We start from the raw sequence: 17548 nt of genomic DNA, 5'->3' as shown, positions 1-17548 counted from the left end.
ACATCAAGACCCGCAGGCGGCACCCGTCAGGGTCAGGCCAGATTGACCCGAGCGCAAAAAAAACGGGGGCCGAAGCCCCCGCCGGTCAACTTCAGATGGCGCCCGGGCTCAGAACTCCCAGCCCACCGTCAGGAACACGCGCGAACCGCCATTGTCACCCCAGTCGATATCGTTGGTGGCGTAGGCGTAGTTCAAGCCGACCGCCATCGGACCGAAGTTGCGGGACAAGCCTGCCGAGAAGTCCTGATAGGAATCGCCGAGCGCCTTGTCCAGGTCATAGTGGCCGACCGAGCCGTTCAGTGTCAGATCCCACCACGGCAGCGGATAGCTGCCCGACGCCGACACGTAGGTGCCGGTCTCGCCAGAGTTGAACACGTCATTGGAATAGCCGACCAGGAAGCTCAGGTAATCACCGACGCCGAGGGTCAGGATGAGCTCGTTGTAGTTGTAGGCGCTCTGGTCGTGATAGGCGTAGCGCAACAGCGTGGCATCGAAGTTCACGGTGTCGCTGAGGTCCACGCTCCAACCGAGGTAGAAGTCGAACTCGGCATTGGCGCCGTCACCGTCCACGAAATCCACATTGGAGGCCCACACGCCGGCATGGAAGCCGCTGTCATGGGTGTAGTCCATGCCGGCCTGGAACGCCGGACCCTCATTGGTCTGGGAAACGCCGCGGAACACATAGTCGCTGACGATGCCGACGTTGAAAGCCAGCGGACCCGATTCTTCCTCGGCATCCTGAGCCAGGGCCGGCATCGAGAGCGCGGCGAGCAGGGCAGCCGTAATAAGCCGATAGCGCATGGTGATTCTCCTGTAACCAGTCTGTTTTGAAACGGGGCATGTCGATTGTGAAGCCAATCTGACCAAATTGGCTAGTGCAATGGCTCCATTGACCCTTGCTCTTGGTGACACATTGTCCACCGGTCCGGAAGTCCTGGCGCTGCCACTGATGCGCCGGGCGCCGTTTACCCGGGTTAGACTGCAGCCCATCCCGACCGGAGCCGACCGATGGACAATATTCTGATTCTGGTATTCCTCGGCTTCATCGCCGTGGTGGTGTTTCGTTCCATCCGCTTTGTGCCGCAGGGCTTCAACTTCACCGTCGAGCGCTTCGGCAAGTACACCCACACCTTGCCCTCGGGTCTGGGCTTCCTGATTCCGCTGATCGATTCGGTCGGGCGCAAGGTCAACATGATGGAACAGGTGCTGGATGTGCCCTCGCAGGACGTCATCACCAAGGACAACGCCGTGGTCAAGGTCGACGGCGTGATCTTCTTCCAGGTGCTCGACGCCGCCAAGTCAGCCTACGAGGTGGCCAACCTGGAGCAGGCCGCGATTGCCCTGGTGATGACCAACATCCGCACCGCCATCGGCTCGATGGACCTGGATGAATCGCTGAGCAAGCGCGACGAGATCAATGCCAGGCTGATGCGGGTGGTCGACGACGCCACCCATCCCTGGGGTATCAAGGTCAATCGCATCGAGCTCAAGGACATCCAGCCGCCGCGCGATCTGGTTGATGCCATGGCTCGGCAGATGAAGGCCGAGCGCGAGAAGCGCGCCGCCATTCTCGAAGCCGAAGGCAGCCGCGCCAGCGAGATCCTGCGGGCCGAAGGCGAGAAGCAGGCCGCGGTGCTGGAAGCCGAGGGCCGCCGCGAAGCGGCTTTCCGTGATACCGAGGCGCGCGAGCGCCTGGCCGAAGCCGAAGCCCGGGCCACCGATATGGTGTCGCAGGCCATCGCCAAGGGCGATGTCCAGGCGATCAACTACTTCGTTGCCAACAATTACGTCAAGGCGTTGCAGGCCATGGCCACCAGCCCCAATCAGAAAACCCTGATCCTGCCGGTGGAACTCACCAGCGTCGTCGGCTCCATCGCCGGCATCGCCGAAATCGCCAAGGCCGTCGCCAAGAAGCAGGGGGGTGTCGCGCCATGAGTCCCTGGTGGCAGAGCATCAGTCCATCGGAGTGGCTGATTGCCGGCTTGATCCTGCTGGTGCTGGAGGTCTTTGCCCCCGGCGCCTTCCTGCTGTGGTTCGGCATTGCCGCGCTGGTCGTGGGTGTGGCGGTGTGGCTGCTGCCGGCGCTGCCGTGGGGCGTGCAGATCGTGGCCTTCGCGTTGCTCTCGATCGGCTCCCTGCTCGGCTATCGCGCCTGGCGCAAGCGCGTTCCAGACAAACCGGACGACCAGCCGCTGCTGAACAAGCGCACCGAACAGATGATTGGTCGGGTGTTCACGCTGGAAACCGCCATCGTCAATGGTCGCGGCAAGATCAAGGTCGGCGACGCCCTGTGGACCGTCAGCGGCCCGGATCTGCCCGCCGGCACCACCGTACGAGTGCTCGGTGCCCGCGAGCAGATATTGCAGGTGGAGGCGGCGCAACAGCAGTAAAACGTCAAACGTAAAACGTCAATCAAGGCACGGAGCCGGTGGCCTGCAGCGGCTGGCGGCGCCCGCGATGGCCGCTTTCAGATGGGCGAGATCCACTTCGCGGACAGAGTCCGCTCCCACAGGCCGCGGACGGCGAGCATCAAATTGACGTTTGACTTCGCACCTCGCACCTCGGCAGTCGGAGAGCGATAAAACGTCAAACGTAAAACGTCAATCAAGGCACGGCGCCGGTGGCCTGCAGCGGCGGGCTGCGCCCGCGATGACCGCTTTCAGATGGGCGAGATCCACTTCGCGGACAGAGTCCGCTCCCACAGGCCGCGAATGGCGAGCTTCAAATTGACGTTTGACTTCGCACCGCGCACCTCGGCAGTCGGAGAGCGGTAAAACGTCAAACGTAAAACGTCAATCAAGGCACGTTGTGGCCTGCACGGCTGGCGGCGCCCGCGATGGCCGCTTAGATGGGCGAGATCCACTTCGCGGACAGAGTCCGCTCCCACAGGCCGCGAATGGCGAGCTTCAAATTGACGTTTTACGTTTTACGTTTGACCTTTTGAAGCTCCTGCCACTACATCAACATCACCCCACCCCGCCAAAGGTGAACGCCACGCCGATCAGCTTGCGCCGTCCCAGGGTTCCTTCAGCCACGCCCAGGCGAACAGCAGGATGAAGATCGACGCGGTTTCGTTGAGGATCGAGGCTACCGAGGCGCTGGTGTATTTGTAACCGGCCAGCCAGAACAGCATGGCCACGTACTGACCGAAGACGGCGGCTATCACCAGCCGTCGCCAGGGCACGCCGCGCCACGAAGGCATGCGGTGGTGGGCGGGCAGCCAGCGCCACAGCCACAGCATCGGGACCAGGGCCGCCAGCAGTCGCAACAGACAGACCCAGAAGAAGGGTTCCTGTTCCAGCACCGGCTTGATCATGACCACACCGGCGGCGTTCAGTGCCACCGCGGTGACCCCGTAGAGCAGACCGCGGCGCAGCTGGCTGGCCGGCAAGGGTCGTTGAGCACCGGTCGGTTGACCAGCAGCACGCCGAACATCACCAGCACGAAACCGCCGAACTGCAGCAGGCTCAGGCGCTCGTCCAGAAAGAAGAAGGACAGCAGGATCACGCAGGGACTGAACAGATTGCCGAGCACGCCGATGCGACCGGCGCCGAGGGTGTTCAGGGCCCGGAAGTACAGGGTGTCGGCAACGCTGATGCCGAGAATGCCGGAGAGCGCGGTCAGCGCCAGCGACCAGCCACTGATCTGGGGCAGGGCCAGGCCATGGGCGATCAGTACGGTCGGCACCATCAGCGCCACCACCACGCCATTCTTCAGCAGGTTCAGGGCCACCGGCGGCAACTCACGACCGAGCTGCCTGTAAAGGATCACGCCGACGGCCCAGCAAGCCGCCGAACTCACCGAAAACAGCTCACCGATACCCACCTGCATGTCGCGCTTCCTGAAAGAGTGCCAAGCCGGTAGCGCGCGCCGATCAATGCCATGATTGGCTTCTGGCCAGAAACCTGAACGCACCCTCCGGGAGTTGCGCCATGACTCCACGGCGCTCGCGCATCATGCCCGCATGAAACCACTATTGCGCACAATGCGATTTCGTCATCGAGCTGGCCCGGCGCCTGCACGAGGCAGGCTCCACCGCGCCGCGTCTGGAAGACGTCATCAACTCGGTCAGCCGCAAATTGGGGCTGGATACCCATATCTGGTCGAGCCCGACGGCGATCATCGCCACGGTGCGCCCGATCGGGGCCGAAGGCGATCAGCAGACCGTGACCTGCGTGGTCCGGCTGGCGCCGGGCGATATCCATCTGCGGCGTCTGTGGCGGGTCGACGATATCGCCGAGCGCGTGGCGCGCGGCGAGTATTCCGCCGCCGAAGGCATGCGTGCCCTGGCCCAGGCCGCCAAGCCAGACTCTGAACGGCGACAGTGGCTCGAGACCGTGTTCGGCTTTCTGCTGGCTTCGGCAGGTGTGGCCGGCCTGCTCAAAGGCAGCCCGGCCGACATCGGCAGCGCCGCTGCACTGGGCTTGATGCTGGGCGTGCTGGCTCAGCTGGCCCCGGCGCGCCCACGACTGGCCGCCACCTTTGAAGCGCTGGCAGCCTTTCTGGTGGCCCTGATGACCGCCTACATCGCCTACGCCTGGACCCCTATTTCACCGCTGGTGCTGACCGCCGGACTGATTGTGCTGCTGCCTGGCCTGTCGCTGACCACCGCCGCTGCCGAAGTGGCCACCCAGCATCTGGTGTCCGGCACGGCGCGCTTCGCCGGTGCGGTGGCGGTGCTGCTGAAACTGGCTTTCGGCGCCTTGTTGGGATCGCGGCTGGCGTCGGCGCTCGGCTGGGGAGCCCCCGATGCCATGGCGCACCTGCAGGCACCCTGGATGGAAGTGGCCTCGCTGATCACGGCCGCGACGGCCTTTGCCCTGCTGTTCAAGGCCCGCATCCGCGACTGGTGGGTGGTGTTCCTGGCCGCCGGCATCAGCTATCTGACCACTCGCTTCGCCAGCCCGGCCTTGGGTGCCGAACTCGGTCTGTTCATCGCGGCTTTTGTCATCACCGTGCTCAGCAACCTCTACGCTCGCTGGACCAATCGGCCCGGCGCCACTTTCCGCCTGCCCGGTCTGATCCTGCTGGTGCCCGGCTCGGTCGGCTTCCGCAGCCTGACCTTCGTGTTCGAAAAGGATGTGTTCCTCGGCCTCGACACCGCCTTCAGCGTGGTCACCCTGATCGCCGCGCTGGTGGCCGGCCTGCTGCTCGGCAACAGCGTGGTGCCGCCGCGGGCGGGGATGTAGGTGGAGCGGGTTGTTGGTTGTTGGTTGTCGGTAAGAGCGCTGCGCGGCAAGTCCCGGCTGTTGTGGGTCCAGACTTGTCTGGACGCTTCCATGACCTTTGGACCAAATGCGCAAATCGTCCGAAGAGCGGTAAAACGTCAAACGTAAAACGTCAACTTGAAGCTCGCACTCGGACGCCTGTGGGAGCGGACTTCGTCCGCGAACAAGCTCGCGGACCCATGAAGTCGGCCGTCGCGGACAAAGTCCGCTCCCACAGGTCATCAGCAGCGAGCTCTGATTGACGTTTCACGTTTGACGTTTTACTTGAAGTGCCGAATGGCTCCGACGTGGCCGAATCGCTAAGCACCGAGCAAAGCCCGGATCGCATCCAGATGCGGTCTGGCGGCGACGGCTTTTTCCTCGGCGGTCTTGACGGTCTTTTCGTCCTTGCCCACCCAACGTACTTCGCTCTCGGGCATTTCCATCAGGAAGCGACTGGGTTCAGGGCATTCCTCGCGGCCGTAGCGGGTGCGCACGCGGCAGTAGGACAGGGTCAAGGTTTCCTTGGCGCGGGTCATGCCGACGTAGAACAGGCGCCGCTCCTCATCCAGTCGCCCTTCGTCCAGCGAGGACACATGCGGCAGCAAACCGTCTTCGCAGCCGACCAGAAACACGTGGCGGAATTCCAGGCCCTTGGCGCTGTGCAGGGTCATCAGGCGCACGCGATCGCCGGGCTCGTCGTCCTGGCTCTCCAGCATCAGCTGGGTCAGCAGGGCGCCCAGTGAATTCTCGCGGCGATCGCCGATCCATTCCAGAAAGGCCTGCACCTGGGCCTGGCGACGCTCGGCCATTTCCGGGCGCTTGCTGTCCTCGCGCCAGTGCTGGATCAGGCCGGATTCGCGGATCAGCTGTTCGATCAGCGCCCGCGGGCGCACGCTGCTGCTGAGCTTGCGCCAGCCATCGAGTTGTTCGGAAAAGGCCGACAGTGCTCTAGCCGCGCGCGGCGTCAGCGTGGCCAGCAGGGTGTGCGAGCCCGCTGCCTTGGCCAGCGGCAGACCACGACTGCGCGCCGCCTCGGCCAGTTTCTCCAGTGTCGCCGCGCCGACATCGCGCCTGGGCGTGGCTACCGCACGCACGAAGGCGGCATCGTCCTCGGGGTTGGCCAGCAGCCGCAGGTAGGCCATCACATCCTTGATCTCCTGGCGATCAAAGAAGGAGGTGGCGCCCGACAGGTGATAGGGCACCTTGAGCACTCTGAGGGCCAGTTCCAGCGAGCGCGCCTGATGGTTGCCGCGAAAGAGCACGGCGAAATCGCGCGGCGTGCATTTGTCGATCAGTTGCCGGTGGCTGATCTCGGCGGCCACGAACTCGGCCTCATCGGTATCGCTGCCGCGGGCGACGATACGGATTGGATCGCCGTCGGGCAGCGCGCTCCACAGCTTCTTGGGATGCAGATGCGGGTTCTGGCCGATCACCGCGTTGGCCGCGCGCAGGATGCGCTGGGCGCAGCGGTAGTTCTGCTCCAGCTTGACGATTCTCAGATTCGGATAGTCCTGACCCAGCTGCGCCAGATTCTCCGGATTGGCGCCGCGCCAGGCGTAGATCGACTGGTCGTCATCACCCACCGCCGTGAACAGACCGCGCTCGCCGGCCAGCAGTCGCAGCAATCGGTACTGGGTGTCGTTGGTGTCCTGGTATTCGTCCACCAGCAGATAGCGATACTTGCGCTGCCACTTGGCGCGCACTTCTTCGTCAGACTCCAGCACCCGCACCGGCAGCGCGATCAGATCATCGAAATCCACCGCGTTGAAGGCGGTCAGGCGCTGGGCGTAGCTGGCATAGAGCTCGGCCGCCTCGCGCTCACGCGGCGTCTGCGAAGCCGCCAGCGCCTGCGCCGGATTGAGGCCGCGGTTCTTGGCCTGGCCGATCAGCTGGCGCCAGCGATCGAGCACGTCGTTGCCGGTGCCCTTGGGCGCCAGATCCTTGACCAGCGCCCGGGCATCGTCCTCACCCAGAATCGAAAAACCGCGGCGCAATCCGACATGGGCACATTCGATCTCCAGAAAGCGCATGCCCAAGGCGTGGAAGGTCGATACCGTCAGCCCCTCGCTGCCGCCCTCTCCCAGCAATCTCGCCGCGCGCTCGCGCATTTCCCGGGCGGCCTTGTTGGTGAAGGTGATCGCGGCGATCTCGTTGATGTTGTACAGCCCCGAACGCACCAGATGCGCGATCTTCTGGGTGATCACGCTGGTCTTGCCCGACCCGGCGCCCGCCAGCACCAGCAGCGGACCATCCAGATAACGCACGGCTTCCTGTTGTTGCGGATTGAGCATCGGCGGGCGGTTGGAGTTCGCAGGCGGGGGTGGCGAGTCTAGCCCCGTAGGAGCGAGCTTGCCTCGCGACCGGTGCGAAAGCCGGAAACTGTCGCGCCGGGGGGCAGAAGCCGATCGCAGAGAACGCAAAGGAAACGCAGAGGGACGCAGAGAAAAGCAAAGGCAATCCTGGACGAGCTTCTCTCTGCGTCCTCTGCGGCCCTCTGCGTTCTCTGCGTTGAACGCTTCTCACCTGCCCCTCCGCCATTGGCGTGACCGATTGCAACGTCTAGCATCGGCCGCCCCCGCGTCTGTCGCCATCGAGACCCATCCATGCGCTTGAAACTGATTGCCGGCCTTTCGGCCCTGCTGTTCGGCGCTGCCGCGCCGGCGGCCGATTCGCTGATTCCCTACGAGAAATTCCAGCTCGACAACGGCCTGACCGTGATCGTGCACCAGGACACCAAGGCGCCGGTGATCGCGGTGTCGATGTGGTACCACGTGGGCTCCAAGGACGAGAAACCCGGGCACACGGGTTTCGCGCATCTGTTCGAACATCTGATGTTCCAGAAGACCGAGAACCACGACGGCGAGTATTTCGAGCCCTTCGAGAAGGTCGGCGCCACCGACATGAACGGCACCACCTGGCTGGATCGCACCAACTATTTCCAGACGGTGCCGAAGACGGCGCTGGACATGGCCCTGTGGATGGAATCCGATCGCATGGGCCATCTGCTCGGGGCCATTGATCAGGCGGCGCTGGACGAGCAGCGCGGCGTGGTCAAGAACGAAAAGCGCCAGGGCGAGAACCAGCCCTACGGCCGCGTCATGGAGGCTCTGCAGAAGGCCAGCTTCCCGGAAGGTCATCCCTACCGCTGGGAAACGATCGGCTCGATGGAGGATCTGTCGGCGGCCTCGCTGGACGACGTCAAGGCGTGGTTCAACACCTATTACGGTGCCGCCAACGCCACGCTGGTGTTGGCCGGTGACATCGATGTGGCCACCGCCAGGGCCAAGGTACAACAGTATTTCGGCGATATTCCGGCCGGCCCGCCGCTGACCCGCCTGGAATCCTGGGTGGCCGCGCGCACCAGCAGTACCCGCGAGGTGATGTACGACCGCGTTGCTCAGGCGCGACTGAACAAGGTCTGGAATTACGCCGAGCGCGGCACGCCGGACGCCGACTACATGGAGATGGCAGCGCGCATCCTCGGTGGCGGCAAAACCTCCAGGCTCTACGAGCGTCTGGTCTATCGCGATCAGATCGCCGACCGTACAGGCGCCTATCCGCAGGTGCTGGAATTGGCGAGCATGTTTTTCATTGAGGCCGACGTCAAGGCCGGCGTGGCGATCGCCACAGTCGAGCAGGCGATCAACGAGGAAGTGGCGCGATTCCTGGCCGATGGCCCCACGGCAGAAGAGCTCCAGCGCGCCAAGATCGAGATCAAGAGCGAGGTGGTGCGCGGTCTGGAGAAGGTCGGTGGCTTTTCCGGCAAGGCCGGGGTGCTGGCCGAATGCCAGGTGTACGACGGCGATCCCGCCTGCTATCAGCAATCGCTGGACCGCCTGGACGCCGCCACGGTAGCCCAGGTTCGCGATGCTGCCCGGCGCTGGTTGACACAAGGCGACCACACCCTGGAAGTGCGTCCCTTCGGCAACTACAAGGTGGCCGACGCCGGCGCTGTCGATCGCAGTCAGGGCGTGCCCACGGTGGCCGATTTCCCCGAAGTGGACTTTCCCGTGCTGCAGCGCGCGCGCTTGAAGAACGGCATCGAAGTCGTGCTGGCTGCGCGTTCCAGCATTCCGATCATCAACGTCGAACTGCTGTTCGGGGCCGGATCCTCGGGCGATCGCGGTCGCCCGCTGGGCACGGCTGAATTCACCTACGGCATGCTCGACGAGGGTGCCGAAGGAAAGAATCCGCTGCAGATTGCCGCCGCCGCTGACAGCCTGGGCGCCCAGCTCTACACCGGTGCCGGACTGGATGATGGTTACGCCGGCGTGTCGGCGCTGAGCGAACAACTGGACCCCTCGCTGGCATTGCTGGCCAGCATCGTGCGCAAGGCCGATTTCAAGCCGGAGGACATCGAGCGCGTGCGCAAGCAATGGCTGGCCGGCATCGCCCAGGAAAAGAGCCAGCCCTTCGGACTGGGTTTGCGCATCCTGCCGCCGCTGCTGTTCGGCGCCGATCACCCCTACGGCGTACCCTTCTCCGGCAACGGCACGGAGGCCAGCATTGCAGCGGTCACCCGCGACGATCTGATCGCCTATCGCAGCGATTTCCTGCGCCCCGACAACGTGCGCATTCTGGTCGCGGGCGACACCACGCTGGCGGCAATCGTACCGGCACTGGAGAAGCACTTCGGCGATTGGAAGGCGCCCGCGAGCCCCCGGCCCGTGGTCGAAATCCCTGTGGTTGCGGCGCAGAGCAAACCGCGCGTGTTTCTGATCAATCGCGCCGAAGCGCAGCAGACCCTGATTCTGGCGGGTCTGCTCGGGCCCGATGGCCGAGTGGAGAACAACACCGCGATCGGCACCATGAACGACATCCTCGGCGGTACCTTCACCTCACGGCTGAACATGAATCTGCGCGAGGACAAGCACTGGAGTTATGGTGTCGGCGTGGCCATGCCAAGTGCGCGCGGACAGCGCCCGTGGATCACCTACGCGCCGGTGCAGACCGACAAGACTGCCGAGTCGGTAACCGAGATCCGCAAGGAACTCAGCGCGTATCTGAGCGACCAGCCTGCGACCGAAGAGGAACTCGACAAGCTCAAGGCCGGAGATGTGCGCTCCTTGCCGGGCGCCTACGAGACCATTGGCGATGTTCAGGGCGCGGTCCGCAGCATCCTCCAGTTTGATCGGCCCGACGATTGGGTAGCCACCGCCAAGCAGCGCATCGAAGCGCAGACGCTGGCCGACATCCATGCCGCCGCCAGGCAGGTGATTCACCCGGACCGTCTGACCTGGGTCATCGTCGGTGACCTCAGCCAGATCGAGGCCGGCGTGCGCGAGCTGAACCTGGGTGAGGTGCAGGTGGTCGACGAGAACGGTCAGCCGGTGCGGTAGAAGGCGGTTCGGTCGCTGCCCCGGCCCGCTGGTCGCGACGCAAGGTCGCTCCTACCGCAGAGTGGCTGCTGGCAGGAGCGCCTTCACGGCGCGACCGGCGACGCCGCAGGGCACGCTACGACCACTGCGCTGTCTGGGCAGCGAGACGACCAGTCACGCCACCACTGTGCCAGGCACGAATTCGTCGGCATGTTTTCCGCGAGTCAACAATTCTCAAGCAGCTAGCCCGCATTTCTCACGCAGGTTTGAGAAATGCGGGCTAGCCAGCGCCGATCAGGCCGCGCCGGTGGCTGCGGCCACCAAGGCCGCGTTGAAGCGTTCGACGGCCTGCTCGCAGAGACCGCGATGGTGGCCTTCGGCGAAATCGACCGATCCGCGGCCGGGTAAGCGCAATCGGGCGTGGAAATAAGGCGCACCTTCGTCGTCACTGCCTTCCACCAGTTCGGCAGGCCCAAGTTCCGCGGCGCGATAGCGACAATGCTCGGCACGAAAGACCCGGCCCAGTGCCACCGACACCTGGCCATCGTCGCCGATATCGATGCGCACCCGGGGCTGGTTGACGGCATGCGCGGCAAAGCCGAGCCCGAACAGCCAGAAGGCAGCGAGCACCAGCAGCATTCCGCCGCTGCTCCAACCGGGTGGGCTCCCGTCGCGGATGGCCAGCCAGCTGAACATCGCCACCATCGCCAGGAAGACCAGCGCGAAGATTCGTGGCCACAGCGCCATCTCGTTGCGGAAACGCATCGTACCGGGGCCAGGCATGACCCGATGTGCACCCGGCAGCGCCGAGGCCGGTGGCTTTTGCGAGGACGGAGCCTTGGTGTTCATCCGGGGCCGATTATCCGCTGGCTTCGTTACTTTATCGCGACCGACCCTGCCGTCAGTCATGAATGCGCTGGTGACGATCGTCACTAATGCGCCGATACGATTTAGGGGAGCCTTGATCACAGAGTGGCGAGTCGCCGATCGCAAACCCGCGACGCCCAGCTGTGCGAGCATGTAGGCAATCAAAGGTCACCGAACACATTCATGAGTCAGACTGATCTGCTGGGACAATTGCAAATCGACCGCAGCGCGCGCGACGAGGCGCCGCCGCGCCGCGGCGGTGTGCCGTGGTGGGTGCTGGTGCTGGTGATCGCTGTCGGTGCCGGTGCCTGGTGGTTCCTCGGTCGCGCGCCTGCGGCGGTCAGCGTCAAGACGGCGCTGGTTCAACCGGCCAACGCCGCGCCGGTGTCGAGCTCCGTACTGGATGCTTCCGGCTATGTGGTCGCGCGGCGTCAGGCCACGGTGTCTTCGAAGGTCACCGGCAAGGTGGCAACGGTTCTGATCGAGGAAGGCATGCGAGTCGAGGAGGGCCAGATCCTGGCGACGCTGGACGACACCCAGCAGAGCGCGCAGCTGGCACTGTCGCAGGCTCAGCTGGCCAGTGCACGCTCACAGCTGACCGAAATCGAGGCCAATCTGCGTCAGGCCCAGGCCGACTACCAGCGCCAGCAGGAGATCTATGCGCGCAAGCTGGGCACCGCGGCGCAGCTTGATGCCGCCCGCGCCGCCGCCGAAAGCTTGAGCGCACGCCTGGCCAGCCAGCGCCGGCAGATCAAGGTGGCCGAGGAATCGCTGGCCTTGTCGCAGGTGTCGATGGACGACACCGTGGTGCGCGCGCCCTTTGCCGGCGTGATCATCGCCAAGGCCGCGCAGCCAGGCGAGATGATCTCGCCGGTCAGTGCCGGCGGCGGCTTCACCCGTACCGGCATCGGCACTGTGGTCGACATGGATTCGCTGGAGGTCGAAGTCGATGTCAACGAGGCCTTCATCGGTCGGGTGCAGGACGGCATGCCGATCGAGGCCACGCTGAACGCCTATCCGGACTGGAAAATTCCCGGTGACGTGATTGCCGTGATTCCGGCGGCCGATCGCACCAAGGCCACGGTGCGCGTGCGTGTCAGTCTGGGCGTGAAGGATCCGCGGATCGTTCCCGAGATGGGCGTGCGCGTACGTTTCCTGGAGTCACGCGCCAGTGTCGATGAACCGAAGAAGCCGCAGCTCACCGGCGTACTGGTGCCCAGATCGGCGGTCATCGAAACCGCGGGCAAGGCCCAGGTCTTTGTGGTCGAGAACCAACGCGCCAGTCTGCGCGAGGTCAGTGCTGGCGCCGTCATTGCCGATTTTCGCAACATCACTGCCGGCCTGGTGGCTGGCCAGACCGTGATCGTCGATCCGCCGGCGGATCTTGCCGATGGCGCCGCGGTTACCCAGGAGTCCAAGCCATGACCGAAGCTCTCATCCAGATCAAGAACGTCGTCAAGTACTACACCCGCGGCAAGCAGAAGGTCGAAGTGCTGCACGGCATTACGCTCGATATTCCCAAGGGCGATTTCGTGGCCCTGATGGGTCCGTCGGGTTCCGGCAAGACCACGTTGCTGAATCTGATCGGCGGCCTCGACCAGCCCACCAATGGCGAGATTCTGGTCGATGGCAAGCGCATCGATCGCCTGAGCAGTGGCGAGCTGTCACGCTGGCGTGCCAGCAACGTAGGCTTCGTGTTCCAGTTCTACAATCTGCTGCCGGTGCTGACGGCCGAGCGCAATGTCGAGCTGCCCTTGCTGCTGACCAGGATGGGCGGCGCCGAGCGCCTCAAGCGGGCCCAGGTGGCGCTGGAAATCGTCGGCCTCAAGGACCGCGCCCGGCACAAGCCGCGCGAACTCTCCGGCGGCCAGGAGCAGCGTGTGGCCATCGCCCGGGCGCTGGTCTCCGATCCCACCCTGCTGGTCTGCGACGAGCCGACCGGCGATCTGGACCGCACCACCGCCGATGAGATCCTGACCCTGCTGCAGCGGCTCAATCGCGAATACGGCAAGACCATCGTCATGGTCACGCATGATCCCAAGGCCGCCGAGTACGCCAACCGCACCGTGCACCTGGACAAGGGCACGCTGGTGACTGAAGCGGCTCACTGAGGCCCGCCATGAAATATCTCAATCTGATATTCGCCAGCCTGTTTCGCAAGAAGACCCGTACGGTATTGACCATGCTGTCGATCTTCAGCGCATTTCTGCTGTTCGGCCTGCTCACCGCCGTCAGCGTACTCTTCAACAGCAGCGGCAGCGGCGCAGCCGGCAACAACCGTCTGGTCACCCAGGCACGCACCTCGTTCACGGTGTCCTTGCCCATGAGCATGCTGCCCGAGATCGAGGCCATTCCCGGGGTCAAGGCGGTCAGCTGGCGGCAATGGTTCGGTGCCATCTACCAGGACCCCAAGAATCAGGTGTTTGGCTTTGCCGTTCCTCCGGCGCGTTGGATGGCCATGTTTCCGGAGTGGGTGATGCCTGAGGAACAGAAGCAGGCCTTCATCAACACCCGCGACAGCATCGTGGTGGGACGTGGCCTTGCAGATCGCTTCGGCTTCAAGATCGGCGATCGCGTGCCCATTCAATCGAACATCTTTCCGCAGAAGGATGGCAGCAAGACCTGGCAGTTCCAGATCGTTGGCATTTTCGACGGCGCCGATGAAAGCTACCAGCGTCAGACCAACTCGCAGATCTACGTCAACTTCGACTATTTCGACGAAGCTAACCAGTTCGGACAGGGCAGAGCCGGCATCTTCAACGTGCAGGTGACCGACGCCAGTGTGATCGAATCGGTGGCATCCGCCATCGACGCGCGTTTCCTGAATTCGGCCAACGAGACCAAGACCCAGACCGAAAGCGAGTTTCAACTGGGCTTTGCTCGCCAGATTGGCGATATCGGGCTCATCGTCAGCTCCATCCTCAGTGCCGTGATGTTCACCATCCTGCTGCTGACGGCCAATACCATGGCGCAATCGGTGCGCGAGCGCATTCCTGAACTGGCGGTGCTGAAGACGCTCGGATTCGGAGACAGCACCGTGCTGATGCTGGTGTTGGGCGAAGCGCTGTTGCTGGTGTGTTTGGGCGGTTTTGCCGGAATGGGACTCGCTGCGCTGCTGGGACCGGGCTTGACCGCCGGCATTGGCTTTCCGCCGTTGCCGATCGGCTGGCAGGTGTGGGGCAAGGCCCTGGCCACCATGGTGATCATGGCGGTTCTGGTCGGACTGTTGCCGGCGCTGCGGGCGCAACGGCTTTCCATCGTAGACGCACTGGCCGGACGCTGAGGAACCCACCATGATCAAGCAAATCTGGTCCATTACGCTGATGAATCTGCGCAACCTGCCGGAGCGTCTGGGAGCCAGCCTGGTGATCGTCGTTGGACTGGCCGGGGTTGTCGGTGTGCTGACTGCCCTGCTGGCGATGAGTGAGGGCCTGGGTTCCACCTTGTCCGCCACTGGCAGCGACGACCGCGCCATCGTGCTGCGCGGAGGTTCCGACGCCGAACTCAACAGCGGGCTGGATCGCGACTCCGCCACGTTGATCACCGAAAAGCCCGGAGTGCGCAAGGGCATGGATGGCAAGCCCCTGGCGTCACGCGAGCTGGTGCTGATCGCAGAGCTGCCGTTGAAGCGCTCGGGAAGTTCCGGCAACGTGACCTTGCGCGGCGTTGAACCGGCTGCTTTCGAACTGCGCTCGGATCTCAAGATCGTGGCCGGGCGCAAATTCCAGCCCGGACTCAATGAAATGATGGTCGGAAAGGGCGTGAGTGGGCAGTTCGAGGGTGCTGATCTGGGTGAGACGGTCCGCATCCGCGGTGCTGATTGGACCATCGTCGGCGTGTTCGAGTCCGGCAACGCCCATGACAGCGAACTCTGGATCGACGCCAATACCGCGCAGAGCGCCTTTGGCCGACAAGGTTACTCCATGGTCCTGGTGGGGCTGGAGAATGCCGCCGCCCTGAGCACCTTCCAGCAGGCGCTGAAAGACGACCCGCGCCTGAATGTAGATGCGGAGTCCCAGCTGGGCTACTACGCACGCCAGACCAGCGGTTCGACCGCCATGATCAAGGTGCTGACCACCATCGTCTCGGTGGTGATGGCCTTCGGGGCGATCTTCGCCGCGCTCAACACCATGTACGCCTCGGTCTCAACGCGCACCACCGAAATTGCCACACTGCGGGCCATCGGTTTCGGTCCCACGCCGGTCGTGGTTTCGGTACTGATCGAGAGCATGATTCTGGCCCTCATCGGTGGTCTGATCGGCGGGCTGGGCGCCTACCTGATCTTCAACAACTATGCCGTCACCACGCTGGGCGCCGGCTTCACCCAGGTGGTGTTCAATTTCAAGGTGACTCCGGCCCTGCTTCAGACCGGCATGCTGCTAGCCCTCGCGATCGGTTTCATCGGAGGCCTGCTGCCGGCACTGCGGACGGCGCGCATGCCGGTGACGACGGCCCTGCGCGAAGCTTGAGAAAGGGGCAGGGGAAATGCGAGAGGCTTTCGTCACCCAGCCCCAGCCCGGGTAAGCCGAAGGCGCACAAAGGGCTTTGGGGATCTGGTGCCAGGGGCCTACCTGAATGGCGTCATTGCGAGGAACGCAGTGACATAGCAATCCAGGAAATTGCGACCATGCACCTGGATTGCTTCGCTACGCACTCCATGAACCCATATCGCAAATTGTTGATTTGATTTGTTCATTTGGAGCACCCTTGCGGCGCGACCGCTGCCTCGGGCGTGCGGCTGGCCGGTCGCGACGCAGGGTCGCTCCTACAGGCGGTTTTGTGGTTCATGGCTCGTGGGCAGTGTCGGGCCGACACAGATGGCTCGCAATGACGCCGGGTTCGGACCTACAAGAGCCCAAAGCCCGTAGCCTTTCCCGTGCCCCGTGCCCCGTGCCCCGTGCCCCGTGCCCCGTGCGCTTACGCCGCCGGCACGAACTTCAGCGACACCCCGTTCATGCAATAGCGCAGCCCGGTGGGCCTGGGGCCGTCGGGGAAGACGTGGCCCAGATGCCCGCCGCAGCGGCGGCAATGGACCTCGGTGCGGGTCATGAAGAAGCCGCGATCCTCGCGCGTGCCGATGGCGTCGGGCAGGTGGTCGTAGAAGCTCGGCCAGCCGGTGCCGGATTCATATTTGGTGCTGGCATCGAACAGCGGCAGATCACAGCCGGCGCAGTGAAACACACCGGGGCGCTTCTCGTGATTGAGCTCGCTGCTGCCGGCGCGCTCGGTGGCTTCCTGGCGCAGCACGGCAAAAGCCTGCGGCGACAGGCGCTCGCGCCACTCCGCTTCGCTCAACTGAAATTCGAAAGCCTCGGCATCCCGTGCCGGGGCGCTCTTGCTCCACAAAGCCATGGTCATTCCTCCAGCGCCCAGGCTCAAGGCCGAGGCCAACAAGGTACGTCGTTTCATGTCCGTCCAGTCCCGATCTGCTCGGCCCGGCGCATTGAAGCGCGATCGCCGTCATGTGGATGTAGACCGGGAGCGTGGCGAGGGGCTTTCAAAAGCTGAGGGCGCGAGGGCACGAGGGCGCGAGGGCACGCCAGAGCCAAAGCCGGCAGGCGAGAACTGTGGGAGCGGACTTCGTCCGCGACGGCTTCTGGCTCGGATGGAAGTCCTGATCGCGGGCAGAGCCCGCTCCCACAGTATCGCCGCACGCTCACCCGCCCATCGCCCCGAGCAGCGCGTCTTCCAGCTCCGAGGCGCTCATGACCATGCCTTCGTCATCATCGTCGTTGGTGGGGAACACCAGTACCAGGGTGCCGTCCTTGTCCATGCCCGGGGTCCAGCGACTGAGCCAGGCGTCGAGATCTATTGCCTGCGGCTTGCAATCGGCCAGATCGTTCACCGCCCAGGCGGCAGCAAAATCCGGATGCGGCCACACCGGAAAGCAGTCGTCACCCTCGGCATCGACCACCGCCCAACCATTGCTGCTGCGCAGACCCCAGACCTGCTGGTGTTCGCAGATGCGGTTGACGAACTCGTCGAAGCGGGCACTGGCCGGCAAGCGGCTGATGCGCTGGAACTGCGCGGGATCAAGTGGATAGCTCATGGCGGCATCGTCAGCAAGAAGGTTCCGCCCGATGATGCGGCCTCTGGCGGATGGCGGCTAGCGGTGTGGTGATAGTTCGACCGCAGCCCCTGTGGGAGCGGGCT

At 64.1% G+C, this 17548-nt stretch carries 15 protein-coding genes; 8 read left to right on the top strand and 7 right to left on the bottom strand.

The window, feature by feature from the left end; translation table 11 throughout:
* Positions 1-108 precede the first annotated feature (108 nt).
* Positions 109-801: a hypothetical protein gene (locus H7A19_15950; GenBank protein MCP5476323.1), complete on the bottom strand. Its 693-nt coding sequence runs from the start codon at positions 799-801 to the stop codon at positions 109-111.
* 207 nt (positions 802-1008) lie between these two features.
* On the opposite strand from H7A19_15950, the gene H7A19_15945 reads away from it, so the two are divergent.
* Positions 1009-1935 (top strand): SPFH/Band 7/PHB domain protein, encoded by a 927-nt coding sequence (locus tag H7A19_15945; GenBank protein ID MCP5476322.1) that lies wholly within the window; start codon positions 1009-1011, stop codon positions 1933-1935.
* A complete protein-coding gene (locus H7A19_15940) occupies positions 1932-2390 on the top strand; it encodes an NfeD family protein (GenBank protein ID MCP5476321.1) in 459 nt (152 codons plus the stop codon). Before H7A19_15945 ends, H7A19_15940 begins: the two co-directional genes overlap by 4 nt.
* 611 nt (positions 2391-3001) lie before the next feature.
* Here H7A19_15940 and H7A19_15935 read toward each other — a convergent pair.
* Together H7A19_15935 and H7A19_15930 are read right to left on the bottom strand one after the other, a co-directional pair.
* Complete coding sequence (locus H7A19_15935) at positions 3002-3343, bottom strand: DMT family transporter (protein MCP5476320.1); 342 nt, start codon at positions 3341-3343, stop codon at positions 3002-3004.
* Complete coding sequence (locus H7A19_15930) at positions 3334-3831, bottom strand: DMT family transporter (GenBank protein MCP5476319.1); 498 nt, start codon at positions 3829-3831, stop codon at positions 3334-3336. The genes H7A19_15935 and H7A19_15930 overlap by 10 nt, the downstream gene beginning before the upstream one ends.
* Positions 3832-4079: 248 nt before the next feature.
* Here H7A19_15930 and H7A19_15925 point away from each other — a divergent pair, with 248 nt between their 5' ends.
* Complete coding sequence (locus H7A19_15925) at positions 4080-5189, top strand: threonine/serine exporter family protein (protein ID MCP5476318.1); 1110 nt, start codon at positions 4080-4082, stop codon at positions 5187-5189.
* Positions 5190-5527: 338 nt separating this feature from the next.
* On the opposite strand, the gene H7A19_15920 is transcribed toward H7A19_15925, so the two are convergent.
* The gene (locus tag H7A19_15920; GenBank protein ID MCP5476317.1) at positions 5528-7501 is read right to left on the bottom strand and encodes a UvrD-helicase domain-containing protein; all 1974 of its coding nucleotides are present in this window, start codon (positions 7499-7501) and stop codon (positions 5528-5530) included.
* A gap of 312 nt (positions 7502-7813) precedes the next feature.
* Here H7A19_15920 and H7A19_15915 point away from each other — a divergent pair, with 312 nt between their 5' ends.
* Positions 7814-10549: an insulinase family protein gene (locus H7A19_15915; GenBank protein ID MCP5476316.1), complete on the top strand. Its 2736-nt coding sequence runs from the start codon at positions 7814-7816 to the stop codon at positions 10547-10549.
* Between the two features lie 273 nt (positions 10550-10822).
* On the opposite strand, the gene H7A19_15910 is transcribed toward H7A19_15915, so the two are convergent.
* Positions 10823-11377 carry a hypothetical protein gene (locus H7A19_15910; protein ID MCP5476315.1) on the bottom strand — a complete coding sequence of 185 codons (555 nt, stop codon included), beginning with the start codon at positions 11375-11377 and terminating at the stop codon, positions 10823-10825.
* Between the two features lie 201 nt (positions 11378-11578).
* Between H7A19_15910 and H7A19_15905 the strand changes: the two genes are divergently transcribed.
* The 4 genes from H7A19_15905 to H7A19_15890 are packed head-to-tail and all read left to right on the top strand — an operon-like array spanning position 11579 to position 15864.
* A complete protein-coding gene (locus H7A19_15905; protein ID MCP5476314.1) occupies positions 11579-12820 on the top strand; it encodes an efflux RND transporter periplasmic adaptor subunit in 1242 nt (413 codons plus the stop codon).
* Positions 12817-13506: an ABC transporter ATP-binding protein gene (locus tag H7A19_15900; protein MCP5476313.1), complete on the top strand. Its 690-nt coding sequence runs from the start codon at positions 12817-12819 to the stop codon at positions 13504-13506. Before H7A19_15905 ends, H7A19_15900 begins: the two co-directional genes overlap by 4 nt.
* Before the next feature lie 8 nt (positions 13507-13514).
* Positions 13515-14678 (top strand): ABC transporter permease, encoded by a 1164-nt coding sequence (locus H7A19_15895; protein MCP5476312.1) that lies wholly within the window; start codon positions 13515-13517, stop codon positions 14676-14678.
* A gap of 10 nt (positions 14679-14688) precedes the next feature.
* The gene (locus tag H7A19_15890) at positions 14689-15864 is read left to right on the top strand and encodes an ABC transporter permease (GenBank protein ID MCP5476311.1); all 1176 of its coding nucleotides are present in this window, start codon (positions 14689-14691) and stop codon (positions 15862-15864) included.
* Between the two features lie 448 nt (positions 15865-16312).
* On the opposite strand, the gene msrB is transcribed toward H7A19_15890, so the two are convergent.
* Both msrB and H7A19_15880 read right to left on the bottom strand, forming a co-directional pair.
* The gene (msrB, locus tag H7A19_15885; GenBank protein MCP5476310.1) at positions 16313-16804 is read right to left on the bottom strand and encodes a peptide-methionine (R)-S-oxide reductase MsrB; all 492 of its coding nucleotides are present in this window, start codon (positions 16802-16804) and stop codon (positions 16313-16315) included.
* Positions 16805-17051: 247 nt separating this feature from the next.
* Positions 17052-17444, bottom strand: coding sequence for a DUF2750 domain-containing protein (locus tag H7A19_15880; protein ID MCP5476309.1), 393 nt, complete (start codon positions 17442-17444; stop codon positions 17052-17054).
* Positions 17445-17548 lie beyond the last annotated feature (104 nt).

The sequence above is a fragment of the Rhodanobacteraceae bacterium genome, assembly GCA_024234055.1.
Taxonomy (GTDB): domain Bacteria; phylum Pseudomonadota; class Gammaproteobacteria; order Xanthomonadales; family SZUA-5; genus JADKFD01.
This window is presented reverse-complemented; position numbering and strand designations above follow the sequence as displayed.

Bases quoted from the DNA above. Each gene is read 5' to 3' on its own strand.
- H7A19_15950 (MCP5476323.1), bottom strand. From the start codon at position 801: ATGCGCTATCGGCTTATTACGGCTGCCCTGCTCGCCGCGCTCTCGATG.
- H7A19_15945 (MCP5476322.1), top strand. From the start codon at position 1,009: ATGGACAATATTCTGATTCTGGTATTCCTCGGCTTCATCGCCGTGGTG.
- H7A19_15940 (MCP5476321.1), top strand. From the start codon at position 1,932: ATGAGTCCCTGGTGGCAGAGCATCAGTCCATCGGAGTGGCTGATTGCC.
- H7A19_15930 (MCP5476319.1), bottom strand. From the start codon at position 3,831: ATGCAGGTGGGTATCGGTGAGCTGTTTTCGGTGAGTTCGGCGGCTTGC.
- H7A19_15920 (MCP5476317.1), bottom strand. From the start codon at position 7,501: ATGCTCAATCCGCAACAACAGGAAGCCGTGCGTTATCTGGATGGTCCG.
- H7A19_15915 (MCP5476316.1), top strand. From the start codon at position 7,814: ATGCGCTTGAAACTGATTGCCGGCCTTTCGGCCCTGCTGTTCGGCGCT.
- H7A19_15910 (MCP5476315.1), bottom strand. From the start codon at position 11,377: ATGAACACCAAGGCTCCGTCCTCGCAAAAGCCACCGGCCTCGGCGCTG.
- H7A19_15905 (MCP5476314.1), top strand. From the start codon at position 11,579: ATGAGTCAGACTGATCTGCTGGGACAATTGCAAATCGACCGCAGCGCG.
- H7A19_15900 (MCP5476313.1), top strand. From the start codon at position 12,817: ATGACCGAAGCTCTCATCCAGATCAAGAACGTCGTCAAGTACTACACC.
- H7A19_15895 (MCP5476312.1), top strand. From the start codon at position 13,515: ATGAAATATCTCAATCTGATATTCGCCAGCCTGTTTCGCAAGAAGACC.
- H7A19_15890 (MCP5476311.1), top strand. From the start codon at position 14,689: ATGATCAAGCAAATCTGGTCCATTACGCTGATGAATCTGCGCAACCTG.
- msrB (MCP5476310.1), bottom strand. From the start codon at position 16,804: ATGAAACGACGTACCTTGTTGGCCTCGGCCTTGAGCCTGGGCGCTGGA.
- H7A19_15880 (MCP5476309.1), bottom strand. From the start codon at position 17,444: ATGAGCTATCCACTTGATCCCGCGCAGTTCCAGCGCATCAGCCGCTTG.